Here is a 22,690-nt window from a genome sequence, read left to right on the forward strand (position 1 = left end):
CCGTTCTTGGCACCTAAGTCATGGAAAGTACGGGAGAAATTAACATGGGTAAAGTTTTGACGGGAATCGCCGCGATGCTGATGGCGTCGTCGGCATTTGCGCAGACCAGTGGATCCACCGCCGGCACCTCGACCAGCAACGGCCGGACCGGCACCTCCGCCAGCTCGACGAGCCGGACCGGCAGCAGCAGCACGCATCGCACGCCTCGCTCGACCCGGCCGACGCCGCGGCGCTCGGCCACGGGTGCCAGCCGTAGTCGCGGCGTCGGCACGAGCAGCATGACGACGCGCGGATCGTCCGGGGGCTGGACCTCCGGATCGACCGGCACGACCGGCTCGACGACAGACACCATGAGTACCGGAACCAGCGGCTCTTTGGGAACTGGGGTGAACGGTTCTCTCGGCACGGGCACCACCGGATCGATGGGCACCGGCTCGACCGGCACCAGCGGCTCGATGGGCACGTCGGGTTCGCTCGGCACGGGCACCACGACCACCACCACCGGTACCGGCACCAGCGGCACGGGGAGCACGACCGGTACCGGGGCCACGAATGGTTCGACGACCGGCACCAGCGGCGGCACCGGAACGGCGGGCTCGACGGGCTCGACCACGACCCCTTAAGGGATCAGTCCGCGAACGGGTCGCGCACCAGGATGGTGTCGGCCCGTTCCGGACTGGTCGACACCAGCGCGACGGGGCAGCGGATCAGCTCTTCGATGCGGCGAATGTATTTGATCGCCGCCGCGGGGAGCTCGGCCCAGCTGCGCGCGCCTGCGGTCGATTCGGACCAGCCCGGCACCGTCTCGTAGACCGGCTCGACCGCAGCTTGGTCCTGCGGATGCGGGGGCAGGTAATCGTAGCTTTGGTCGCCGAGCCGATAGCCGGTGCAGATCTTGATCTCGTCGAGCCCGTCGAGAATATCGAGCTTGGTCAGCGCGATCCCGGTGATCCCGCTCACCGCCGCCGATTGCCGCACCAGCACCGCGTCGAACCAGCCGCAGCGCCGCTTGCGCCCGGTATTGACGCCGAACTCGCGCCCGCGCGTGCCGAGATACTCGCCGACCTCGTTGTCCTGCTCGGTCGGGAACGGCCCCGATCCGACTCGCGTCGTGTACGCCTTGGCGATCCCCAGCACGAACCCGACGCGGCCCGGCCCCAATCCCGATCCCGCCGACGCCGTTCCCGCCACCGTGTTCGACGATGTGACGAACGGATAGGTGCCATGGTCGACGTCGAGCAGCACCCCCTGCGCGCCTTCGAAAAGGATCCGCTTGCCGGCTTCGCGCGCGGCGTTGAGCGTTACCCAGACCGGCTTCGCATAGGGCAGCACGAAATCGGCGATGTCCTTGAGTTCGCCCATCAGCGCCTCGCGATCGACTGGCGGTTTGCCGAACCCGGCGAGCAGTGCGTCGTGATGCGCGCATAGCCGGTCGATCTGCGGAGCGAGGCTGTCGAGGTGCGCCAGGTCACAGATCCGGATCGCGCGGCGCCCGACCTTGTCCTCATACGCCGGGCCGATCCCGCGCCGCGTGGTGCCGATCTTCTGCCCCGAATTGCCCTCCTCCAGCGCATCCTCGCGCAACGCATCGAGGTCGCGGTGGAGCGGCAGGATCAGCGGCGCGGTCTCGGCGACGTGGAGCACCTCCGGCGTCACCCGCACGCCCTGCTCGGCGATCCGAGTCACCTCGTCGCGGAAATGCCAGGGATCGAACACCACGCCGTTGCCGATGACCGACAGCGTGCCGCGCACCACGCCAGACGGCAGCAAAGCGAGCTTGTAGGTCTTACCGTCGACGACCAGCGTATGCCCGGCATTGTGCCCGCCCTGGAACCGGACCACGACATCGGCGCGCTCGGCAAGCCAATCGACGATCTTGCCCTTGCCCTCGTCACCCCATTGGGCACCGATCACCGCTACATTTGCCAAAATTTTGCGTCCCAGTCTTGTCGAGCGCCGCCGCTCTAGACTTGGCGGACCGGGGCGTCCACGCTTTGCCCCGAGTTTCGATTGGAGCCAAGCCGATGAGGTTGTGGGTGCTGGCATTGCTGATCGGATTGCCGTCGCCGGTTGTGGCCCAGGATGCGCCGGACCAGCCCGCCGATAGTCTGATCCACGCCGATCTACCGCTGTTCGGTTCCGGCACCAAAGAGATGTGGCCCCAGCATATCGACAGCAGCAACGGCGATATCGGCTGCACGAGCCGTGTCGCGTTCGGGATCTGGCGGTATCGAGACACCGACAACGACGAGTATGACAGTGGCTGGCGACTCGTCCGCAACTATGGCGTGTTTCATTGCTGGGCAATGTTTTCGTCGAGTGAGCAGCGAGACGACCTGCCCAAGGCACCAACCCAGCCGGGCTTCTTCGTCATGATCGGTAAGGCAGGGACCAAGGAATTGTGGGTGACCCAAATCGGTGCGCGGCCGGGCAGCGATTATGTCCTGCTGTCGCGCACGCCGACCAAGGGGATCATCAAGCAATTCGACGTGCTACAACGCGACTGCCCCAAATCGATGCGTCGCGATCCGCCGAACCTCGACATCCTCATCACAAAATATTGTGCGATCAATTCGCGCGACGATTTGCTGGCGCTTGCGCGCCGCATGGTTAAACTCCCGCCGCTGGGCACGCTGACCTTGGTGGCGGACGTGCCAAAGGACAAAGACAGCGACTAAAGCGGTCGCGGTTTGCCCTCGGCCAGCATATGCGTGCACAATTGCGCTTCGGGCGTGTCGCCCGGCTCGAGCGCAGCGACGGTGACCCAACCTTGGCCGCGTAGCTCCGCGGTGAGCGCTGGGTCGGTCCCGAGCGGGACGAACAGGCGTCGACGCTCGTTCGCGCCGGAACCTGCTGCAACGATCGCGTCAACATAGAGCGTGAAGCCGATCGCGGCCTCTTCCGCGCCGTCTTCATGGACGATCGTGTAGCTGCCGCCGCGCCCGATCTCACCGCGTGACTCTTCGGCGAACAGCGAAAAACCGAACCATGTCTGATATTCGAAGCCGTGCCGCTCGGTGGGGTCGAGCGTCAGCTGTGCGCGGCCACGCACGCATTCGGCGACCTTCGACAGCCCATCGAGCCGGCTGGCCAGCGCGCCGCCGGCGTCGAACCGGCGCAACCGGTCGTACGCCGAATCGAACGGCCCCGCCGCTTCGATCATCGGGAGATAGCCGGGCGCCAGCGCGGTGACCGCGCCGGCATCCTTGGCGTCGAGCCGGCCGGCAAGCTCATCGAGCGACGCGCCCTCGAGCGGCAACGGCCCGGCGGCAAGCGTAGCGAGGAGGTCGGGCAGCGTGAAGTCGATCGAAATCCCGGTCACCCCCGCCGCTTCGAGCGCCTCGACCGCGACCGTCACGATCTCCTGCGCCGCCGCGACCGTATCGAGCCCGATCAGCTCGCATCCCGCCTGGCGCCGCTCGCGCTCGGGCTCCAACTCGCTCGCGCGCAGCCGCAGCACCGACCCGGCATAGGACAGCCGGACCGGGCGCGGGTGGTGGCCCATCCGGGTCGCCGCGATCCGCCCGACCTGCGCGGTGATGTCGGGGCGGATCGCGAGGCTGCGCTGACTGATCGGATCGACGAAGCGCACCGAATCCTGCGCGCGCGCCGATTTGAGCCGATGCGCCAGCGCGTCCTCGAACTCGGCGAGCGGCGGGTCGACTCGCTCATAGCCATGGCCATGCGCCTCATCGAGCACTCGCCGCTCAAGCCGCGCCGCCGCATCGGCGTCGGGCGGGAGTCGGTCGTGGAAGCCGGACGGGAGGAGGGCGTGAGTCATCTAAAAGCCCTCTCCCCTCCGGGGAGAGGGTTGGGAGAGGGGCAGTGCCGCGAGCGTATCGGCGATCGTCTGCAACACGCCCTCCAAGTTCGTCATCACGTCGGCGTTGGTGAAACGGATCACTCGGAATCCTTCGCGTTCGATCAGAGCCGTTCGCCGCGCGTCATAGCTTTCTTGTGGGCCGTGACTATCCCCGTCGAGCTCGATTGCCAATTTACGGTCGCGCGCTGCGAAATCGACGATGCACGGGCCGATCAGAACCTGTTGCGTAAACTTGACGCCCTCGAACCGTTTAGCCCGAAGACAGTGCCATAAGCGTGCTTCGGGACCGGTCGGCTCGCCGCGCATTGCTTTGGTGCGATCCAATTGACTTTTGGCCTTTTTCGGCACTGCCCCTCTCCCCGACCCTCTCCCCGGAGGGGAGAGGGAGAAGATAGACTAGAAGCTCAGCCCCCGCACCGTCTTCACGCCCGCCAGCCCACGCACCTTCTCGATCAGCTCGGGCGTCACCGCTTCGTCGACCGACAGCAGCAGCACCGCCTCGCCCCCCGTGTTCCGCCGCCCGAGATGGAACGTGCCGATGTTGACGTCTTCTTCGCCGAGCAGCGAGCCGAGCCGGCCGATGAACCCAGGCGCGTCCTCGTTGACGACGTAGAGCATGTACCCGGCGAGGTCGGCCTCGACTTTGATCCCGAACAATTCGACCAGCCGCGGCGCCGCGTTGCCGAACAAGGTGCCCGCGACCGATCGGTCGCCGGCCTCGGTCTTGACCGTCACGCGGACCAGCGTGTGGTAATCGCCCTCGCGGTCGTGGCGCACCTCGCGCACGTCGAGGCCGCGTTCCTTGGCGAGGAACGGCGCGTTGACCATGTTGACGGTGTCCGAATGGACTCGCATCAGCCCGGCGAGCACCGCCGACGTAATCGGCTTCTGGTTGAGCTCGGCCGCGGCGCCCTCGACCTCGATCGAGATACCCGACAGCGCACCGTGCGCGAGCTGGCCGACCAGACTGCCGAGCTTCTCCGCCAGCGCCATGTACGGCTTCAATTTGGGCGCTTCCTCCGCCGACAGCGACGGCACGTTGAGTGCGTTGGTGACGCCCCCCGACACGAGATAGTCGGCCATCTGCTCGGCGACCTGAATCGCGACGTTGACCTGCGCTTCGCTGGTCGACGCGCCCAGATGCGGAGTCGAGACGAAATTGGGCGCACCGAACAGCGGCGAGTCGGTCGCCGGCTCGGTCACGAACACGTCGAGCGCCGCGCCGGCGATGTGCCCCGATTCGAGCCCCGCCTTGAGCGCCGCTTCGTCGATCAGCCCGCCGCGCGCGCAGTTGATGATCCGCACGCCGGGCTTGGTCCTGGCGAGGTTCTCCGCCGACAGGATGTTGCGCGTCTGGTCGGTCAGTGGCGTGTGCAGCGTGATGAAATCGGCGCGCGCGAGCAGCTCATCGATCGTCACCTTTTCGACCCCCATCTCGATCGCGCGCTCCGGCGTGAGGAACGGATCGTACGCGATCACCTTCATCTTGAGCCCGCGCGCGCGGTCGGCGACGATCGACCCGATATTGCCCGCGCCGATCAGCCCGAGCGTCTTGGAGGTCAGCTCGACGCCCATGAAGCGGTTCTTCTCCCACTTGCCGGCCTGGGTCGACGCATCGGCCTCGGGGAGCTGGCGGGCGAGCGCGAACATGAGGGCAATGGCGTGCTCGGCGGTCGTGATCGAGTTGCCGAACGGCGTGTTCATCACCACCACGCCCTTGGCCGAGGCGGCGGGGATATCGACGTTATCGACCCCGATCCCGGCGCGGCCGACGACTTTCAGGCGGGGAGCGGCGTCGAGGATCGCCTTGGTCACCTTGGTCGAGCTGCGGATCGCGAGACCGTCATACTCGCCGATGATAGCGGCGAGTTCGTCGGGAGTCTTGCCGGTGATTTCGTCGACCTCGACCCCGCGCTCGCGAAAGATCTGCGCGGCCTTGGGATCCATTTTGTCGCTGATGAGGACTTTGGGCATGTGATGTCTCCGTCGCCCCGGCGAAGGCCGGGGCCGCTGTGAAGGAATGCGGCTAGCGGCCCCGGCCTACGTCGGGGCGACGCTCACGCCGCCTTGGCCGTCGCGTAGGCCCAATCGAGCCACGGCCCGAGCGCCTCGATGTCGGCGGCATCGACGGTCGCGCCGCACCAGATGCGCAAGCCCGGCGGCGCGTCGCGATAGCTCGCGATGTCGAATGCAGCGCCTTCGGCCTCGAGCAACGCGGCCATTTTCTTGATCAGCGCCTCGTCGGCCTCCTCGACCGTCAGGCAAACGCTGGTCTTCGACCGCGATGCCGGATCGGCCGCGAGATGGCCGAGCCAGTCGCGCTCCGCGACAAGCGTATCGAGCGCCGCCGCATTGGCATCGCTCCGAGCGATCAAGCCTTTGAGTCCGCCCGCCCCCTTCGCCCACTCCAGCGCGAAGATCGCGTCCTCGACCGCGAGCATCGACGGGGTGTTGATCGTCTCGCCCTTGAACACGCCTTCGCTGAGCGCACCCTTCGACACCAGCCGGAACACCTTGGGCAACGGCCAGGCCGGCGTGTAGCTTTCGAGCCGCTCGACCGCGCGCGGCGCGAGGATCAGCACGCCATGCCCGCCTTCGCCGCCGAGCACCTTCTGCCACGAGAAGGTCGCGACGTCGATCTTGTCCCATGGCAAGTCATACGCGAACACCGCGCTGGTCGCGTCGGCGAAGCTCAGCCCCTCGCGGTCGTCGGGGATCCAGTCGCCATCGGGCACGCGCACCCCCGACGTGGTGCCGTTCCAGGTGAACAGCACGTCGTTCGACCAGTCGACCTCGCCCAAATCGGGCAATTCGCCATAATCCGCGCGGATCACCGTCGGATCGATCTTGAGCTGCTTGACCGCGTCGGTCACCCAGCCTTCGCCGAAGCTCTCCCATGCCAGCGTCGAGACCGGCCGCGCCCCCAGCATCGTCCACATCGCCATCTCGAATGCGCCGGTGTCGGAGCCGGGGACGATGCCGATACGGTGCGTCTCCGGCAGCGCGAGCATCTCGCGCATCAGGTCGATGCAATAGGCGAGCCGCGCCTTGCCGATCTTCGAACGATGCGAGCGGCCGAGGCTGTCGGTGGCGAGCCTGGACGCGTCCCAGCCCGGAGGCTTGGCGCAAGGTCCGCTGGAGAAATAGGGGCGCGCCGGCCTGGTGGCGGGCTTGGCAACGGACGCAATTGTGGCGTCGGGCACGAGCAGTTCAGTCATGTCAGTCTCTCCTTGCAGAGAGCACGCGCGGCGTTGGGACCGCGTGGCCCGTCGACGGGCGTAGAGATTTGCTGCGCTGCGTCAACCAGTGAAGCTGGACGGTCGATCGGGTCTTTGTAATATCGTGACGACACAGGGGGATGAATGGATCAACGACACAGGGCGGCGCAGGCCGGGATGGCGGCAAGAGTCGCGCTCTACTGCTGGATTATGATCGTCGCGATCGAGATGATTGCTGCGCTGGATTTCGTGGCGGGCGGCGGGGTGGACGTATGGTTCGCGAGCGGCCCGATCGTGGCGTTGGCCGAGTTGGTCGTCATTGGCACGATGTTGCTTACCGCAATTGTCGTGGGTGTCTGGATCTATCGCGCGATGGCCGTCGCCCATCTGAGCCATCCCGATTTGACGATCAGTCCCGGCTGGGCAGTTGGGTGGTATTTCGTCCCCATCGCTTCGTTATGGAAGCCGTACGAAGCCATGGTCGAGATCGTCGAGAGCAGCGGTGCCCGTCGCCCCGGGCGCTGGGCCTTCGTACGCGACCTGATCGGCTGGTGGTGGGCGGCGTGGATAGGCCGCGCGTTCTTGGGCATGGTACAATCCCTAATGTCGCGCAACCCGGACCCCGAAATCGGACTCAGCGTGGCGCAGGGTGTTGTCCTGATCCTAAGCGGAGTGCTGGGGATTGTAGCTGCTTGGTGCTTGGCGACCATCATTGGCCACGTTGCCGAATTGCAGTTGCACGCGGTCGACCCGACCATCTTCGACTAGTCGTCGAATGCGCGGCAATAGCCGTTCGTTAACCATGTTGCGCGACACTCGCGCACGTGAAGCGCCTGATCCCCTTCGCTGCTCTCTTGCTCGCCGGTTGCGTGTTCGGCGGGGGCAAGGCGGATCGCGTGCCGCCGATGCGGCCGATGGGGGCGCCGCCGGTCACGCTCAACCTGCCGACCAGCCGCGACACGCAGGCGTGCTTCGCCGATCTGTCGCGCGAGGAGGTGCGCTATTCGCCGCTCCCCGACCGCGACTTCGGCGGCGGGTGCCAGGTGATCGGGGCGGTCCAGTTGATCGATATCGGGGTGCCGGTATCGGGGCTGAAGGCGATGCGCTGCGGGCTCGCTGAGGAATTCATCGGCTGGACGCGCAACGCCGTCGCGCCCGCCGCCTACCAGGTGCTCGGCAGCAAGCTGGTGCGGGTCGAGACGATGGGCACCTATGCCTGCCGCAACACGGTCGGCACCGCGACGCCGCGACTGTCGGGGCATGCCCTGGCCAACGCGGTCGACGTTTCGGCGTTCATCCTCGCCGACGGGCGGCGGATTTCGGTGCAGGACGACTGGCGATCGGACGACGCTGGAACGCAGCATTTTTTCCAGCTGATCCACAGCTCGGCGTGCAAGCGCTTCGGGACCGTGCTCAGCCCCGATTACAACGCCGCGCATCACGACCACCTCCATCTCGAGGACGACCACAAGAGCTTCTGTCGGTAGGTGTTTGATCCGCTCGCGCGAATGGGCCGGGACCGCTCTTGCCGACGCCCAATCGCTTGCTCTAGGAGCATGGGATGACTGAAACCCGCGTTCCATCGCGCGTCTTTGCGCGCGCCAAGCAAGAAGCCGATCGAGTCAAGGCCGGCATCTCCACTCCGCAGACCCAAAACCCGGCCTACCGCCTCGCATTCCAGGACATGGACTTCCTGCTGCGCGAGGATCTGCGCCCGGTCCGCTTCCAGCTTGAGCTGTTGAAGCCCGAACTGATCCTCGACGAAGCCGGGATCGGCTCGACCTTTGTGATGTACGGATCGGCGCGCATTCCCGAGCCGGAGAAGGCGCAGGAGCTGCTCGCCGCCGCGACCGACGACACATCGCGCAGGATCGCCGAGCGGCTGGTCGAGAAATCGAAATATTACGACGTCGCGCGCGAACTCGGCCGGCTGGCCTCGGGCTTCCCGGTCGACGAATCGGGCAAGCGGCAATTCGTGGTCTGCTCTGGCGGCGGCCCGTCGATCATGGAGGCGGCCAATCGCGGCGCGGCGGACGTCGGCGCCGAATCGATCGGGCTCAACATCGTGCTGCCGCACGAACAGGCGCCCAACCCCTACGTCACGCCGGGGCTCAGCCTGCAATTCCACTATTTCGCGCTCAGGAAGATGCACTTCCTGCTCCACGCCCGTGCGCTGGCGGCGTTCCCGGGCGGATTCGGCACGTTCGACGAACTGTTCGAGCTGCTGACGCTGATCCAGACCGGCAAGATCCAGCCGATCCCGGTGTTGCTCTACGGCCGCCAGTTCTGGGACCGCGTGGTCAATTTCGAGGCACTGGTCGAGGAAGGCGTGATCGGCGCGAAGGACTTGTCGATCTTCACTTATTGCGAGACTGCCGAGGAAGGCTGGGAGCACGTCCAGCGCTTCTACAGCGAGCGCTCGACCGAGGACCGCAAGGCCGAGGCCGAATGGCATTCCGCCGAACAAGTCGCCGCGCATGCCCCCACCGCGCGGGGCAAAGAGGGTGGTTACTGATCGCTCATCGTGTTCCTGTAAGGCAGGAATCCAGAAGCCACGCGATAAGCGAGGTGTGATGCAACGCTAGGCTCCTGCCTTCGCAGGAGCACAACGTGGACTTACTTGGTCGGCGCGCGCTCGGCGGCGTTGGGATCCTTCGAGGGCGCGCCGCTGGCCGCTGCGGGGTTTCCCGCGGTCTCGGCGCCCGGCGCGGCGGCGCCCTTGCCGTCGGTCGGCGAAACCGGTGCGGCGGGAGCGGCGCCTGGCTTGCCCGCAGGGGCCGCGGCGGGCGGCGGCGGGAGCGGCAGGTTCGAGCCTTGGGTGTTCAGATAAAGAATCACGTCCGCGCGATCCTTGGCGTTCGAGAGACCGGCAAAAGTCATCTTGGTGCCAGGCGCAAACTTGCGCGGCGACGTCAGCCAGGCATTGAGCGCATCGAAGTCCCACTTGCCGCCCTTGGCCTTGAGCGCATCGGAGAACGCGAACCCGCCCTTGCCGGTGGCGATCGCTTCCCCGACGGTGGCGTAGAGGTTGGGGCCGGTTCCGTTGGGGCCGCCCTGGTTGATCGTGTGGCACGACCCGCACTTCTTGAACACTTCGGCGCCCTTGGTGGCGTCGGCGGTCTGCAGCAAGGTGGCGATCGGCACGTCGGGCGTGGCGCTGGCGTCGCCGCCCTCGGCGACCGCTTCGACCGGATAGCCTTCCTTCTTGGGCTCGCCGCTTTCGAAGATCATTCCGCCCACGATCGTCAGCCCCAGCGCGGCGAAGCATCCTGCCAGCACCCAGCCCGCGATCGTGTTTTTGTTGTCGTCCATGGTTCTGCGTTGCGCCCCTGATGAAGTGCTGACCCTTTAGTAAGCGGTTTGCGCTCGGGCAAGCGCGGCTTGAAGGCTCTTTGTCAGCCTATTGGCTGACCTGCGGTGCCGGCCCGCTCCCCCACCCGACCGCCCATAGAATATCCTGATTGGGCGGTCGGGTGGGGGAGCGGGCCGGTACCGCGCAAGCGTCAGCTTGCCCGACATATAACGCACCACTAAGCGGCCTTCTCCATGGAGAATTTCGCCGCCCCCGCCCGTCCGATCGTCGCTGCGATGGCCGAAGCCGCCGCTGCTGCCCCCGAGCGCGCGGTGGCGTTTCAGGGCGCGCCGGGCGCGAACAGCCATGTCGCCGTGCTCGAGGTATTCCCCGACGGGCTGCCGCTGCCGTGCTTTTCGTTCGAAGACGCGATCGACGCGGTCAAGGAAGGGCGCGCCGATTGCGCCGTGATCCCGATCGAGAACTCGCTCCACGGCCGAGTCGCCGACATGCATTTCCTGCTCCCCGAATCGGGGCTGGTGATCACCGGCGAGCATTTCCTGCCGATCCGATATGCGCTGATGGGATCGGGGCCGATCGAGGGCGTGAAGGAGGCGATGAGCCATCCGCAGGCGCTCGGCCAGTGCCGCCATTGGCTCAAGGCGCGCGGCATCATCCCGACCAGCTATCCCGACACCGCCGGCGCCGCCGCGTTGGTTGCCGAACTGAACGATACCAAGGTCGCCGCGCTCGCGCCGCCGGCCGCTGCGGAGATTTACGGCCTCGATACGCTGGCGAGCGACATCGCCGATGCCGAGCACAACACCACGCGGTTCGTGACGTTGGCGAGGGGCGGTCGGCCGCTGACTGGCGCCAAAACCGATGCGGGCCCGTTCATGACGACGATCATCTTCGAGGTGAAGAACGTCCCCGCCGCTTTGTACAAGGCGATGGGCGGGTTCGCGACAGAAGGCGTCAACATGACCAAGCTCGAAAGCTATCAAAAGGGCGGCAGCTTCGCAGCGACCGATTTCTACGCCGATGTCGAAGGCCGGCCGGGCGACGAAAATCTCGATCGCGCGCTGGAGGAATTGGGCTTTCATTCCAAGTGGTTGCGCGTACTCGGCAGCTACCCGCAGGCGCGGCGGCGGGGATAATACTTTCCTACAGGCAACGCGGCGTGGCATGATGCGTCATGACGCACGCCGATCGCCGCCCGCGTTTATTTCCAGTTCTGCGCCAACGGCGCAACTTCGTGAGGCCGTAAATCTTGAACCCTCAAACGTCCCCTTGTCACTGCGAACATTGGTGAACATTCGCGACTGACATGACCCCGCGCATTCTCATCATCGCCGGATCCGATTCGGGCGGCGGGGCGGGTATCCAGGCCGACACCAAGACGGTGACGATGCTCGGCGGCCACGCCATGACCGCAATCACCGCGATCACCGCGCAGAACACGCTGGGCGTGCAGGCGGTGCTGCCGGTGCCGGCTGGCATGGTGGTCGCGCAGATCAATTCGGTGGTCACCGACATCGGCATCGACGCGATCAAGATCGGGATGATCGGATCGGGCGAGACCGCCAATGCGGTGGCCGACGTGCTGGCCGGAATGAAGGTGCCGATCGTGTTCGATCCCGTGATGCTCGCGACCAGCGGCGACGCGCTGGCCGACGCTGCCACGATCGCGGCGTTCGGGCGGCTGATGCGGCTGGCGACGGTGGCGACGCCGAACTTGCCCGAACTGGTGGCACTGGGAGGCGGGGCGGCGGTACTGGCGCACGGCTGCGCTTTGTTGGTGAAGGGCGGACATGGCGACGGCGGCAAGATCGTCGATCGCCTGATCCAGCCCGACGGCGCCGAGGCATGCTGGGGCGCCGATCGAATCGATACCAGCAGCACGCACGGCACCGGCTGCACGCTCGCCTCGGCGATCGCGACCAACCTGGCGCGCGGATTGCCGCTCAAGGCTGCCGTGGCCCGAGCCCGCCAGTTCGTGCGACTCGCTCTCCACGACGCGCCCGGGTTTGGCGGCGGGCATGGGCCGATGGGGCATCACAAGGTTCGGCTCGATCTCGGGCCCGATCCGCGGCTCAATCAGGTGACGATCCCCACCGAAGATTATACCGCGTCTTGCGCATTCTACACCGCGCTTGGGCTAAACCAGATCGTCGCCACCGAAGATGCGCACTACGCCCGCTTCGAATCGCCGGGCGGCGCGACGCTGTCGGTCGAAAAGGGCGCACGGCCGACCGTGTTCTTCGAGTGCGAGGATCTCGACGCAGCAGTCGATCGGCTGCAAAGGGCGGGCGTGACCTTCGACCAGCTTCCGACCGAACAATCCTGGCTGTGGCGCGAGGCGCGGCTGACCGATCCTTCGGGGAACGCCGTGTGCCTGTACCAGGCCGACGAGAACCGGCGGTATCCGCCGTGGCGGCTCGGAGCATTTTCAGAAAAAGTGGGAACCGGTTTTTCGTCCGAAAATGCGACCACAAAAGACTCCGATGCCTAGCCTCAAGCACGAAAAGCTTTGCCTCGCGCCGGTCGCCGGCGTCGACGAAGCCGGCTGCGCCCCGCTTGCCGGGCCGGTGGTCGCGGCCGCGGTGATCCTGCCGGGCAAGGGCATTCCGCGCGGGATCGACGATTCGAAGAAGCTCACCGCCGCCGAGCGCCACCGCCTCCACGACCGTTTGCGCAAGTGCGCGCTGGTCGGGGTCGGGATCGTCGAGAATGACGAGATCGACACGCTCAACATCTATTGGGCGCGGATGAAGGCGATGACGCTGGCGGTCGATGCGCTGGCCGAAGCCGCGGGGTTGGTCCCGGCGCACGTGCTGGTCGACGGCAACCGGCTGCCGCGCTGGAGCTATGCCGCGACCGCGATCGTCGGCGGCGACGGCAAGTCGCTGTCGATCGCCGCTGCGTCGATCGTCGCCAAGCACACCCGCGACCAGATCATGATCGCGCACGCCGAGACCTGGCCGCATTACGGCTGGCAGCGCAACAAGGGCTATGGCGCGCCCGAGCATCTGCAGGGCTTGCGCGACCACGGCCCGTGCCCGCTCCACCGCAAGAGCTTCGCCCCGGTCGCGCAAGCCGCGCAACGCCCGCTCGAATTTTCGGTTCTGGCGCAGTGAGAGTCTTTTCGGCCACACCCCATTAGTTGGGGCTGAACCCAAACGCGGACTCAACATCGGGTAAGCGTCGCGAAATGTTCCGCATTGTTAACGATTTGGTAAGCCAATTCGTTAACTAAGTTTTCCTTGACCGGAGTCCGTGTCGCCCGGCTTCATGGGCGCGTCGAAACGGGGAAGCGGGGGAATCGATGGGGGTCATCGAGAAGGTAAAGTGCGCGCCGATGCCGGCGATCGTCGACGGCACATTGCCGATCGACCAGATCGTGATGGGCGATTGCATAGAGGCGATGCGCGCGCTCCCGGCCAAGTCGGTCGACCTGATCTTTGCCGATCCGCCCTACAACCTCCAGCTTGGCGGCGACCTGTCGCGCCCCGACGGCAGCCATGTCGACGCGGTGACCGACGATTGGGACAAGTTCGACAGCCTCGCCGCCTATGACCGCTTCACGCGGCTGTGGCTGAACGAGGCTAAGCGAATCCTCAAGGACAATGGCGCGATCTGGGTGATCGGCAGCTATCACAACATCTTCAAGGTCGGCGCCGCGATCCAGGACCTGGGGTATTGGATCCTCAACGACATCGTCTGGCGGAAAGCCAACCCGATGCCCAATTTCAAGGGCACGCGCTTTACCAACGCCCACGAGACATTGATCTGGGCGTCGACCGGCGAGAAGGCGCGCTACACCTTCAACTATCGCAGCATGAAGACCTTGAACGACGAGCTCCAGATGCGCAGCGATTGGGAATTCCCGATCTGCGGCGGGCCGGAGCGGCTCAAGCGCAACGGCGTCAAGGTCCACCCGACGCAGAAGCCGGAGGCGCTGATCTATCGCATCCTGCTCGCCTGCACCGAACCAGGCGATGTCGTGCTCGACCCGTTTTTCGGCACCGGCACCACCGGCGCGGTCGCGAAGCGGCTGGGGCGGCGCTGGATCGGGATCGAGCGCGAGCCGCTCTATATCGAAGCGGCCGAGGAACGGATCGCCGCCGCGCTACCGCTCGACGAGTCGGCGCTGACGACGATGCAAAGCCCCAAGGCCGCGCCGCGCGTGGCGTTCGGATCGCTGGTCGAGAACGGCATGCTGGTGCCGGGCAGCGTGCTGACCGATGCCAAGCGGCGCTGGTCGGCGACGGTCGGCGCGGACGGCTCGCTCAAGTCGGCGTGCGGCAATGCCGGGTCGATCCACAAGCTCGGCGCGACGTTGCAGAAGGCGCCGGCGTGCAACGGCTGGACTTTCTGGCATTACGAAGCGGCGGACGGGCTCAAGCCGATCGATGCGCTGCGGCAGAATTATCTGCTGGCGACGCAGCCCTGAACATCGCACCGGCGAAGGCCGAGGCCGCCGGGTTGCAACGGTAACGCGTTGCCGCCAGAGCGAAGCAGCGGCCCCGGCCTCCGCCGGAGCGACGGGAATCGTCACATGCACATCCGCCCCGTCCAATTCGTCGACACCCCGATCGGCCGCGACGGCGAGGTCGCGCGGCTGGCGGGCGGGATGCAATGGTTCGCCGGCTACGAGGTGATCGACGGCGGCGCGAAACGCGTCGTGCCGATCGCCGCGTTCGACAGGACGCTCGGCGCCAGCGACGAACGCGCCGCCAAGCTCCACGCCGCGATCACCGCGGCCCGCCCGCCGCTGGTGCTCGGCGAGCGAACGCTGCGCTTCGACCAGCCGCTGGTTGCGGGCATCCTCAACGTCACCCCCGACAGCTTTTCGGGCGACGGCTCGCCCGACGATCCGGTTTCGGCCGGAGTCGCGATGGCGGCGGCCGGGGCGGCGTTGATCGATGTCGGCGGCGAATCGACTCGGCCCGGCGCGGCTTTGGTGTGGGAAGGCGACGAGGTCACGCGAGTCGAGCCGGTGGTGCGCGGGCTCGCCAAGGCCGGGACGCTCGTCTCGATCGACACGCGCAAGGCGGCGGTGATGGAGGCGGCGCTCGGCGCCGGCGCGGGGCTCGTCAACGACGTCGCGGCTTTGCTGTGGGACGACCGCGCGCTGGAGGTGGTGGCCAAAGCCGGCTGCCCGGTGGTGCTGATGCATTCGCCCGACCCGGCCAAGGGCCCGCATGGCGACGGCAAGTACGGCAACGTGCTGACCGACGTGTTCGATTGGCTCGAAACGCGCGTCGCGGCGGTCGTCGCCGGCGGCGTCGATCGCGCGAACATCATCGTCGATCCGGGAATCGGCTTCGGCAAATCGCTCCAGGACAACCTCGCGCTGCTCAATGGCCTCGCGATGTTCCACGGGCTCGGCTGCCCGGTGTTGCTCGGCGCCAGCCGCAAGCGAATGATCGGCGCGCTGTCGAACGAGGCGCCGGCCGATCGGCGCCTCGGCGGTTCGCTGGCGCTGGCGCTGAAGGGCGCCGAGGCGGGGGTGCAGTTGCTCCGTGTCCACGACGTGCCGGAAACGGTGCAGGCGCTGAAGGTCTGGCGCGGCCTGCGCGACCAGGCGCTGGTCGGGGGTTAGGCGCCGATCGCGTTCGGCAGGCGATGCGCTGCTGGAACGGTGTAGCCGAACGACAGCACGATACGGCGGTCGCGATCGAACACTTCCGACGCGTGACGCATTTCGTTGGCGTAGAAGGCGAGCAGCGTGCGCGGCGCGACGTCGATCGCCTTCCTCAGGATGATCGGGCGCCCGCCCTCACGGGGCACGTCGACAAACAGGTTGCAGCGCAGATGGCGCGTCCCGGGCGGCGATGAATCGTGATGATTGTGCACGCGGCCGCCGCTGCGGATGATGCTCAGGAACAGCCCGAATATGGGCTCGACCGCCGGATCGTCGCCCAACGCCATCAGCGTTTCGACCCGCTGCCGGACGGCCGTCCAGATCGGCGGAATGTCCGGTAGCGTGCGCACGTCGCGATACGCGCGATACATCCGATTGGGTTTGAGGTGCGGCTCCATCGCCTCGGCCCAGGCGATCAACTCGGCCTGCTCTTGCGGTGAAACGAAGTCGGGCGTCAGCGACACGCCGGCGGCGAGCATCGCCGCACGTCCCGCCTCGATAACGCTTTGGGGGTCCATCCTCGATCCACCTCCCGTCGTGGGAAGACGATCTTCGCGGTGTCCTGCATTGTCAAATCAAGCGGCGCTGTCGATCCCGAGCTCGCCGAGCTTGCGGTACAGCGTCGAGCGGCCGATGCCGAGCCGCCTCGCGACTTCGGTCATGCGACCGCGATAATGTCCGATCGCGAGGCGGATGACGTCGGCTTCGATATCCTCGAGCGCACGCATGTTGCCGTCGGGCTTGAACAAAGTGACGCCGCCGCTGGTCGCCATCTGGCCGACCGGGCTGGCGACGCGCGCCGAGCCGAGCGCGGCGATCTGCGGAAAGTCGCCGAGCGTCAGCGCGTCGCCGTCGCACAGCACCGCGGCGCGGAACAAAGCGTTCTGGAGCTGGCGGACGTTGCCCGGCCAGTCGTAGCGACCGAGCAACGCCAGCGCATCGTCGGTGATCCCGAGCGGGCGCAACCCCGGCTGGTCGGCGATCCGCGCGAGCAAGTGGCGAGCGAGCGCCGGAATGTCGCCGGTGCGTTCGCGCAACGGCGGGATCGTCACCTGGACGACGTTGAGGCGATAATAGAGGTCCTCGCGGAACCGCCCCGCCTCGACCTCCTCGATCAGGCGCTTGTTGGTCGCCGCGATCACGCGGACATCGACTTCGCGCGTGTGCCGCGCGCCGATCGGCTGGATCTCACCCGACTGCAGCACGCGGAGCAATTTGACCTGCGCGTCGAGCGGCATCTCACCGATCTCGTCGAGGAAGATGGTGCCGCCGTCGGCATCCTGGAAACGCCCGATCTTGCGCTCGAACGCGCCGGTGAACGCGCCTTTCTCGTGCCCGAACAGCTCGCTTTCGACCAGATTGGCGGGGATCGCGCCGCAATTGATCGCGATCATCGGCTTCTTGCCGCGCGGCGAGGCGGCGTGAATCGCCTCGGCGACGACTTCCTTGCCGACCCCGCTCTCGCCCTCGATCAGCACGGGGACGCGCGCGCGCGCGGCCTTAGCGGCGATGGCGAGCGCGGCGCGGAAATCGGGCGAGGCGCCGACGATCTCGTCGAAACCGAGCAACGCCGGAATTTTCTCGGTCAGCGGGCGCAATTCGCCGGCATCGGTCCCGGCCGCGACCGAATCGAGCGCGGCGAGCAGCCGGTCCGGCGCGAATGGCTTGACCAGGAAATCGGTGGCCCCCGCGCGCATCGCCGACACCGCGTCGGCGACCGATCCGTTCGCGGTGAGGACCAGGATCGGCAGCTGCGGCCGGCGCAAGCGCAGCTCGACGATCAGGCGGTCGGTGTCGGCCTCGGGGCCAAAACTGTCGAGCAGGATCGCATCGAGCTGCATCCCGTCCTGCGTGCCGAGCATCGCGATCGCGGTCTCGGCGTCGGCGGCGAACACCGAACGCCAATCGCGCCGCGCGGCGATCGCCGAAACCAGGCGGCGCTGCGCGGGTTCGTCGTCGATCAACATCAGGAGGCGCTGTCCGTTGCGCGTCATCCCGTCCTCTTGCCTGTCCCCATAAGCAAGCGACCATAGCGGCGGCGGGTAAAGGCGCCCTTAAGTCGCCGACGCGGGGGGTTGAGGCGAGCGGCGGCGGTGGTTAAGACTCGCCCGCAACAGTGGCGAAAGAGAGTTTGCGATGGCTAGCGATACCGACCTGAAACCGCACCAGCAGACCTATCATTCGGTGCTTGGGCTGCTCAAATATGGCGCGGTCAGTTGCCTGGTGGTCGCCGCGATCGTGATCTGGCTGATCTCGAGCGGCGGCAAATAAGCCGCTCCGCGTGAAGATCGCCGCCCTCAAGGAAACCGCCGAGGGCGAGCGCCGCGTCGCGGCGACGCCGGAAACCGTCAAGAAGTTCGTCGCGCTCGGCGCCGAGGTCGCGGTCGAGGCGGGCGCGGGCGAGACCGCCAGCATCGCCGATGCGGATTACGGAGCGGCAGGCGCGAAGGTGGGCGCACGCGCGGACGCGCTGAAGGGCGCGGATATCGTGCTTGGCGTTCAGGGCCCCGATCCGGCGGGCCTCGCCGGCACCAATGCGGGCGCGTGGATCGTCGCCGGGCTCAACCCGTTCGGCGCGCGCGACCGCGTCGATGCCTATGCGGCCGCCGGGTTCGAGGCGCTGGCGATGGAGTTCATGCCGCGCATCACGCGCGCGCAGTCGATGGACATATTGTCGAGCCAGGCCAATCTCGCGGGCTACAAGGCGGTGCTCGACGCAGCGGCCGAATATGGCCGCGCTTTCCCGATGATGATGACCGCGGCGGGGACGATCTCGGCGGCCAAGGCGTTCGTGATGGGGGTCGGCGTCGCCGGGCTGCAGGCGATCGCCACCGCGCGGCGCTTGGGCGCGCAAGTATCGGCGACCGACGTGCGCAGCGCGACTCGCGAGCAAATTCTCAGCCTCGGCGCCAAACCGATCTTCGTCGAGAACGTCGCCGGGATCGAAGGCGAAGGATCGGGCGGCTACGCCACCGAGATGAGCGAGGAGTATCAGAAGGCGCAGGCCGAACTGGTGTCGTCGCATATCGCCAAGCAGGATATCGTCATCACCACCGCGTTGATCCCCGGCCGTCCGGCGCCGCGGCTGATATCCGACGCGCAGATCGCGAGCATGAAGCCGGGGAGCGTGATCGTCGATCTCGCGGTAGAGGCGGGCGGCAATGTCGAGGGCGCGGTCGCGGGCGAGGTCGTCGAACGCCACGGCGTGAAAATCGTCGGCCACCGCAACGTCGCCAGCCGCCTCCCCGCCGACGCCTCGGCGCTGTTCGCGCGCAACCTCTACAACTTCCTCTCGACCTTCTGGGACAAGGACGCCGGCCGCCCGGTGCTCGACGAAGAGATCGGCGATGCCGTGCGGCTGACCAAGGGCGGGCAGGTCGTCAACGCTCGGTTGCTCGGCGCATGATCGCGCTGTCCTACACGCGTACAAATCGGTATGATCGGATCGCGGCGGGAAAGAGCCAAACTTCCTTTCAATGATGCTGCATAAGCGCGAGATTCGAGAAATTTCGCGGGACGAAAACGAGGGGCGCGAATGGACTTTATCGGCATCCTATCGATCTTCGTAATGGCCTGTTTCGTCGGCTATTACGTCGTGTGGTCGGTGACCCCCGCATTGCACACGCCGCTGATGGCGGTGACCAACGCGATTTCGTCCGTCATCATCGTCGGCGCGCTGATCGCGGCGGCGGCGATCGGGATCGGCGGGACCGGCGCCACGTCGAAATGGCTCGGGCTGCTCGCGGTGGTGCTGGCCAGCGTCAACATTTTCGGCGGGTTCGCGGTGACGGCGCGGATGCTGGCGATGTATAAAAAGAAGGTGCGCTGACATGGAGGGGTTGGCCCAGAATCCGTGGGCGGCGTTAGCCTATCTGGTCGCGGGCGTGTGCTTCATCCTTGCGCTGCGCGGCCTGTCGAGCCCGACCTCGAGCCAGCGCGGCAACCGCTTCGGCATGATCGGCATGACGATCGCGGTGGTGACGACGTTGATCACGCATCTGCCGTCGTTCATCACGCCCGACTGTTTAACAGCCACGAACTGCCCGGCCGGCCAGACATTAAGTTTTGGTTTCCCGGATCCCGGCGTCGCAGTGCCAATTCTGATCGCGATCGTAATTGGCGCGGTCATCGGCATCGTTACTGCCCGCCGGATCGCGATGACGGCGATGCCGCAACTCGTCGCGGCCTTCCACTCGCTTGTCGGTATGGCCGCGGTGCTGGTCGCAGGTGCTGCATTCCTCAATCCGGAGGCGTTCGGTATCGCCGAAGCGGGCCGTATCTTCACCCAAAGCCGAATCGAAATGGGCCTCGGCGTCGCGATCGGCGCGATCACCTTCTCGGGCTCGGTAATCGCGTTCCTCAAGCTCAACGGCAATATGGGTGGCAAGCCGATCCTGCTGCCGGCGCGCCATGTCATCAACCTCGCGGTGCTCGCCGGCATCCTCGGACTGATTGCCTATTTTACGCAGGACCAGACTCCCTGGGTATTCTGGACGATCACGGGCTTGAGCTTCGCGATCGGTTTCCTGCTGATCATCCCGATCGGCGGGGCGGACATGCCGGTCGTGGTGTCGATGCTGAACTCCTATTCGGGCTGGGCGGCGGCGGCGATGGGGTTCACGCTGCACAACACCGCGATGATCATTACGGGCGCGCTGGTTGGATCGTCGGGCGCGATCCTCAGCTACATCATGTGCCGCGCGATGAACCGTAGCTTCATCAGCGTCATCGCGGGCGGGTTCGGCGGCGACAGCGGTGGCGCGGCCGGCGAGGCGAAGGAGCAGCGTCCGTGGAAGCGCGGATCGGCCGAGGACGCCGCCTTCCTGATGAGCCAGGCCGAGCAAGTCATCATCATTCCCGGCTACGGCATGGCGGTCGCGCAAGCGCAGCACGTGCTTCGCGAAATGGCCGACAAGCTCAAGGAAGAGGGGGTGCGCGTCAAATACGCGATCCATCCGGTCGCGGGCCGCATGCCGGGGCACATGAACGTGCTGCTCGCCGAGGCCAACGTCCCGTATGACGAAGTGTTCGAGCTCGAGGACATCAATTCCGAATTCGCGCAGACCGACGTCGCGTTCGTCATCGGCGCCAACGACGTCGTCAATCCGGCGGCCAAGACTGACAAATCCTCGCCGATCTACGGCATGCCGGTGTTCGACGTGAACAAGGCCAAGACCGTGTTGTTCATCAAGCGCAGCATGGGCGGTGTCGGCTATGCCGGCGTCGACAACGACGTCTTCTACCAGGACAACACGATGATGCTGTTGTCCGACGCCAAGAAGATGGTCGAGGAGATCGTGAAGGCATTGGGTTGAGTTCGGACCCGACTCGCGCCGAAATGGATCAATTTAGCCGCTCCGTTTCGGAGCGACCGTGGTGAGCGCCGCTCGCGAAATACGTAGTTTGCGGATGTCCAAGGGGGCTGGGCGATCTGGCAAGGTACGGCGATGCTGCGCGCAACCGAGTATGACAGGGGTGTTGCGCCATTGGCTTTGATCGTCGCCGATCCGGGTTCGGGTGCCGCTGACGCTGCCGAAGCGATCATTCTCGCAGGCGGGACGTTTCGCGGCGAGGCCGATTGGCGCGCCGCGTGCGCGGGCCGCTTCGATCATCCCGGCGCCATCGAGCTGATCGCGGTGGAAGCCCAGCACGTTTCGGACGGTATGCTGGCCGACGCGCTGCCGCGCATATCCGGCGCGATCGAGCGAACGTCCGCGCGCGCGGTGGTCGCGCTGCAGCCGGAACAGATCGATATCGTAGCGGCAGCGATGCTCGGGCCGCGCGTCGAGTTATTGTGCGCGCCGACGATCGCCGATCGCACCGCCGCCTTCGCGGTGGCGCTCGCACCGTTCGCGTCGAGCCGCGTTCACGACCCCGCCCAGGACAGCGAGTCCGCGCAGCTCCGCCAGCTCAATGAAGAGGTCGCCAGGATCTCGCGTGTGCTGGCTCGACTTACCAGCGAAGAGAAGCGCACCAGCGGCGTGGCCGATCGCCCGCTGGGATATGGCGCACCGCCCGCGACAGCCCCGGCTGCATCGACCATTACCGCTGCCGAGGTGCGCAAGCTCATTCGCGCGCGTCGGATGCGCAACCAGTACCTCGCCGAGGATCTGTTCGAGGATCCCGCGTGGGACATGCTGCTCGACCTCTACGCGGCCGACCTGGAGAGTGCGCAAGTCTCGGTTTCAAGCCTGTGCATCGCTGCCGCGGTGGCGCCGACGACTGCGTTGCGCTGGATTGCGCGCATGACCGAGGCTGGCTTGTTCGAGCGTCATCCCGACCCGTTCGACCGCCGCCGCGCCTTCCTTGCGCTCAGCGACGGAATGCGCGCCAAGCTGGAGCGCTACTTTGCCGCGTTGCGTCAGAGCGGGCTCGGTGTGATCTGAACCGTCTTGCGCTGGCGGTCCCCACGCGCCACAGGAAAATCGTCGGGCGGTTAGCTCAGTTGGTAGAGCATCTCGTTTACACCGAGAGGGTCGGCGGTTCGAGACCGTCACCGCCCACCAAGCGCCAAGCGCGCCTCCCGCCCATCAAAACCGCAATCGCGCCGATCGACGCCAACCAAGTTTGCGGTGCGGCGAAGCGCTTCGAGAGGCGCCGCCGGTACGGGCGCGCATCGGCCGAATCCGACGCCCGGATACGTCGGAAACAGGAACATTCACTCGGAAGAGAATTAGTGTTGCTCCCGCCGAGGTTTTGAGGCAGATTTG

Annotated in this window: 23 protein-coding genes and 1 tRNA gene; 15 read left to right on the forward strand and 9 right to left on the reverse strand. The window is 66.4% G+C overall.

Annotation, left to right across the window (positions count from 1 at the left end; translation table 11 throughout):
- Window positions 1–13 precede the first annotated feature (13 nt).
- Together VH326_RS14080 and VH326_RS14085 are read right to left on the reverse strand one after the other, a co-directional pair.
- Complete coding sequence (locus VH326_RS14080; protein WP_329632468.1) at window positions 14–613, reverse strand: hypothetical protein; 600 nt, start codon at window positions 611–613, stop codon at window positions 14–16.
- A gap of 14 nt (window positions 614–627) precedes the next feature.
- Window positions 628–1,929 carry an adenylosuccinate synthase gene (locus tag VH326_RS14085; RefSeq protein WP_329632469.1) on the reverse strand — a complete coding sequence of 434 codons (1,302 nt, stop codon included), beginning with the start codon at window positions 1,927–1,929 and terminating at the stop codon, window positions 628–630.
- Between the two features lie 95 nt (window positions 1,930–2,024).
- On the opposite strand from VH326_RS14085, the gene VH326_RS14090 reads away from it, so the two are divergent.
- The gene (locus tag VH326_RS14090; RefSeq protein ID WP_329632470.1) at window positions 2,025–2,678 is read left to right on the forward strand and encodes a hypothetical protein; all 654 of its coding nucleotides are present in this window, start codon (window positions 2,025–2,027) and stop codon (window positions 2,676–2,678) included.
- Here VH326_RS14090 and VH326_RS14095 read toward each other — a convergent pair.
- The 4 genes from VH326_RS14095 to VH326_RS14110 all read right to left on the reverse strand — a co-directional run bounded on the left by VH326_RS14095 (window position 2,675) and on the right by VH326_RS14110 (window position 7,041).
- Complete coding sequence (locus VH326_RS14095; RefSeq protein ID WP_329632471.1) at window positions 2,675–3,781, reverse strand: ATP phosphoribosyltransferase regulatory subunit; 1,107 nt, start codon at window positions 3,779–3,781, stop codon at window positions 2,675–2,677. The two genes, VH326_RS14090 and VH326_RS14095, sit on opposite strands and share 4 nt — an antisense overlap.
- Window positions 3,782–4,171: an endonuclease domain-containing protein gene (locus VH326_RS14100; protein WP_329632472.1), complete on the reverse strand. Its 390-nt coding sequence runs from the start codon at window positions 4,169–4,171 to the stop codon at window positions 3,782–3,784.
- 48 nt (window positions 4,172–4,219) lie between these two features.
- Window positions 4,220–5,797 carry a phosphoglycerate dehydrogenase gene (gene serA, locus VH326_RS14105; RefSeq protein WP_329632473.1) on the reverse strand — a complete coding sequence of 526 codons (1,578 nt, stop codon included), beginning with the start codon at window positions 5,795–5,797 and terminating at the stop codon, window positions 4,220–4,222.
- Window positions 5,798–5,880: 83 nt separating this feature from the next.
- Entirely contained in the window at window positions 5,881–7,041 is a 1,161-nt protein-coding gene (locus VH326_RS14110) for a phosphoserine transaminase (protein WP_329632474.1), read from the reverse strand.
- A 144-nt stretch (window positions 7,042–7,185) separates the two neighbouring features.
- Here VH326_RS14110 and VH326_RS14115 point away from each other — a divergent pair, with 144 nt between their 5' ends.
- The 3 genes from VH326_RS14115 to VH326_RS14125 all read left to right on the forward strand — a co-directional run bounded on the left by VH326_RS14115 (window position 7,186) and on the right by VH326_RS14125 (window position 9,556).
- Window positions 7,186–7,809 carry a DUF4328 domain-containing protein gene (locus tag VH326_RS14115; protein ID WP_329632475.1) on the forward strand — a complete coding sequence of 208 codons (624 nt, stop codon included), beginning with the start codon at window positions 7,186–7,188 and terminating at the stop codon, window positions 7,807–7,809.
- A gap of 137 nt (window positions 7,810–7,946) precedes the next feature.
- Complete coding sequence (locus VH326_RS14120) at window positions 7,947–8,528, forward strand: extensin family protein (RefSeq protein WP_329632545.1); 582 nt, start codon at window positions 7,947–7,949, stop codon at window positions 8,526–8,528.
- A 74-nt stretch (window positions 8,529–8,602) separates the two neighbouring features.
- Complete coding sequence (locus VH326_RS14125) at window positions 8,603–9,556, forward strand: TIGR00730 family Rossman fold protein (protein ID WP_329632476.1); 954 nt, start codon at window positions 8,603–8,605, stop codon at window positions 9,554–9,556.
- A gap of 101 nt (window positions 9,557–9,657) precedes the next feature.
- On the opposite strand, the gene VH326_RS14130 is transcribed toward VH326_RS14125, so the two are convergent.
- On the reverse strand, window positions 9,658–10,353 hold the full coding sequence (locus VH326_RS14130; protein WP_329632477.1) for a cytochrome c family protein: 696 nt from the start codon (window positions 10,351–10,353) through the stop codon (window positions 9,658–9,660).
- 234 nt (window positions 10,354–10,587) lie between these two features.
- Between VH326_RS14130 and VH326_RS14135 the strand changes: the two genes are divergently transcribed.
- From VH326_RS14135 to folP, 5 genes are all read left to right on the forward strand, one after another.
- Window positions 10,588–11,490, forward strand: a complete 903-nt coding sequence (locus VH326_RS14135; RefSeq protein ID WP_329632478.1) for a prephenate dehydratase — start codon at window positions 10,588–10,590, stop codon at window positions 11,488–11,490.
- A gap of 170 nt (window positions 11,491–11,660) precedes the next feature.
- Window positions 11,661–12,845, forward strand: a complete 1,185-nt coding sequence (gene thiD, locus VH326_RS14140) for a bifunctional hydroxymethylpyrimidine kinase/phosphomethylpyrimidine kinase (RefSeq protein ID WP_329632479.1) — start codon at window positions 11,661–11,663, stop codon at window positions 12,843–12,845.
- Window positions 12,838–13,470 (forward strand): ribonuclease HII, encoded by a 633-nt coding sequence (locus VH326_RS14145; RefSeq protein WP_329632480.1) that lies wholly within the window; start codon window positions 12,838–12,840, stop codon window positions 13,468–13,470. Before thiD ends, VH326_RS14145 begins: the two co-directional genes overlap by 8 nt.
- A 188-nt stretch (window positions 13,471–13,658) precedes the next feature.
- On the forward strand, window positions 13,659–14,786 hold the full coding sequence (locus VH326_RS14150; RefSeq protein ID WP_329632481.1) for a site-specific DNA-methyltransferase: 1,128 nt from the start codon (window positions 13,659–13,661) through the stop codon (window positions 14,784–14,786).
- 105 nt (window positions 14,787–14,891) lie between these two features.
- On the forward strand, window positions 14,892–15,938 hold the full coding sequence (gene folP, locus VH326_RS14155) for a dihydropteroate synthase (protein ID WP_329632482.1): 1,047 nt from the start codon (window positions 14,892–14,894) through the stop codon (window positions 15,936–15,938).
- Here folP and VH326_RS14160 read toward each other — a convergent pair.
- Both VH326_RS14160 and VH326_RS14165 read right to left on the reverse strand, forming a co-directional pair.
- Entirely contained in the window at window positions 15,935–16,498 is a 564-nt protein-coding gene (locus VH326_RS14160) for a hypothetical protein (RefSeq protein ID WP_329632483.1), read from the reverse strand. The two genes, folP and VH326_RS14160, sit on opposite strands and share 4 nt — an antisense overlap.
- Before the next feature lie 57 nt (window positions 16,499–16,555).
- Window positions 16,556–17,974 (reverse strand): sigma-54 dependent transcriptional regulator, encoded by a 1,419-nt coding sequence (locus VH326_RS14165; protein ID WP_329632484.1) that lies wholly within the window; start codon window positions 17,972–17,974, stop codon window positions 16,556–16,558.
- 142 nt (window positions 17,975–18,116) lie between these two features.
- Between VH326_RS14165 and VH326_RS14170 the strand changes: the two genes are divergently transcribed.
- The 6 genes from VH326_RS14170 (at window position 18,117) to VH326_RS14195 (ending at window position 22,486) form a co-directional block, all read left to right on the forward strand.
- Window positions 18,117–18,251, forward strand: a complete 135-nt coding sequence (locus VH326_RS14170) for an aa3-type cytochrome c oxidase subunit IV (protein ID WP_329632485.1) — start codon at window positions 18,117–18,119, stop codon at window positions 18,249–18,251.
- A gap of 10 nt (window positions 18,252–18,261) precedes the next feature.
- Entirely contained in the window at window positions 18,262–19,386 is a 1,125-nt protein-coding gene (locus tag VH326_RS14175; RefSeq protein ID WP_329632486.1) for an NAD(P) transhydrogenase subunit alpha, read from the forward strand.
- 129 nt (window positions 19,387–19,515) lie between these two features.
- Window positions 19,516–19,809 carry a proton-translocating transhydrogenase family protein gene (locus VH326_RS14180; protein ID WP_329632487.1) on the forward strand — a complete coding sequence of 98 codons (294 nt, stop codon included), beginning with the start codon at window positions 19,516–19,518 and terminating at the stop codon, window positions 19,807–19,809.
- 1 nt (window position 19,810) lies between these two features.
- Window positions 19,811–21,295, forward strand: coding sequence for an NAD(P)(+) transhydrogenase (Re/Si-specific) subunit beta (locus VH326_RS14185; protein ID WP_329632488.1), 1,485 nt, complete (start codon window positions 19,811–19,813; stop codon window positions 21,293–21,295).
- Window positions 21,296–21,427: 132 nt separating this feature from the next.
- Entirely contained in the window at window positions 21,428–22,366 is a 939-nt protein-coding gene (locus tag VH326_RS14190; protein ID WP_329632489.1) for a MarR family winged helix-turn-helix transcriptional regulator, read from the forward strand.
- A 44-nt stretch (window positions 22,367–22,410) separates the two neighbouring features.
- Window positions 22,411–22,486 (forward strand) — tRNA-Val (locus tag VH326_RS14195).
- The last annotated feature ends 204 nt before the right edge of the window (window positions 22,487–22,690 follow it).

It is taken from the genome of Sphingomonas sp., from assembly GCF_036269755.1.
In the GTDB taxonomy this organism is placed as follows: Bacteria; Pseudomonadota; Alphaproteobacteria; order Sphingomonadales; family Sphingomonadaceae; genus Sphingomonas.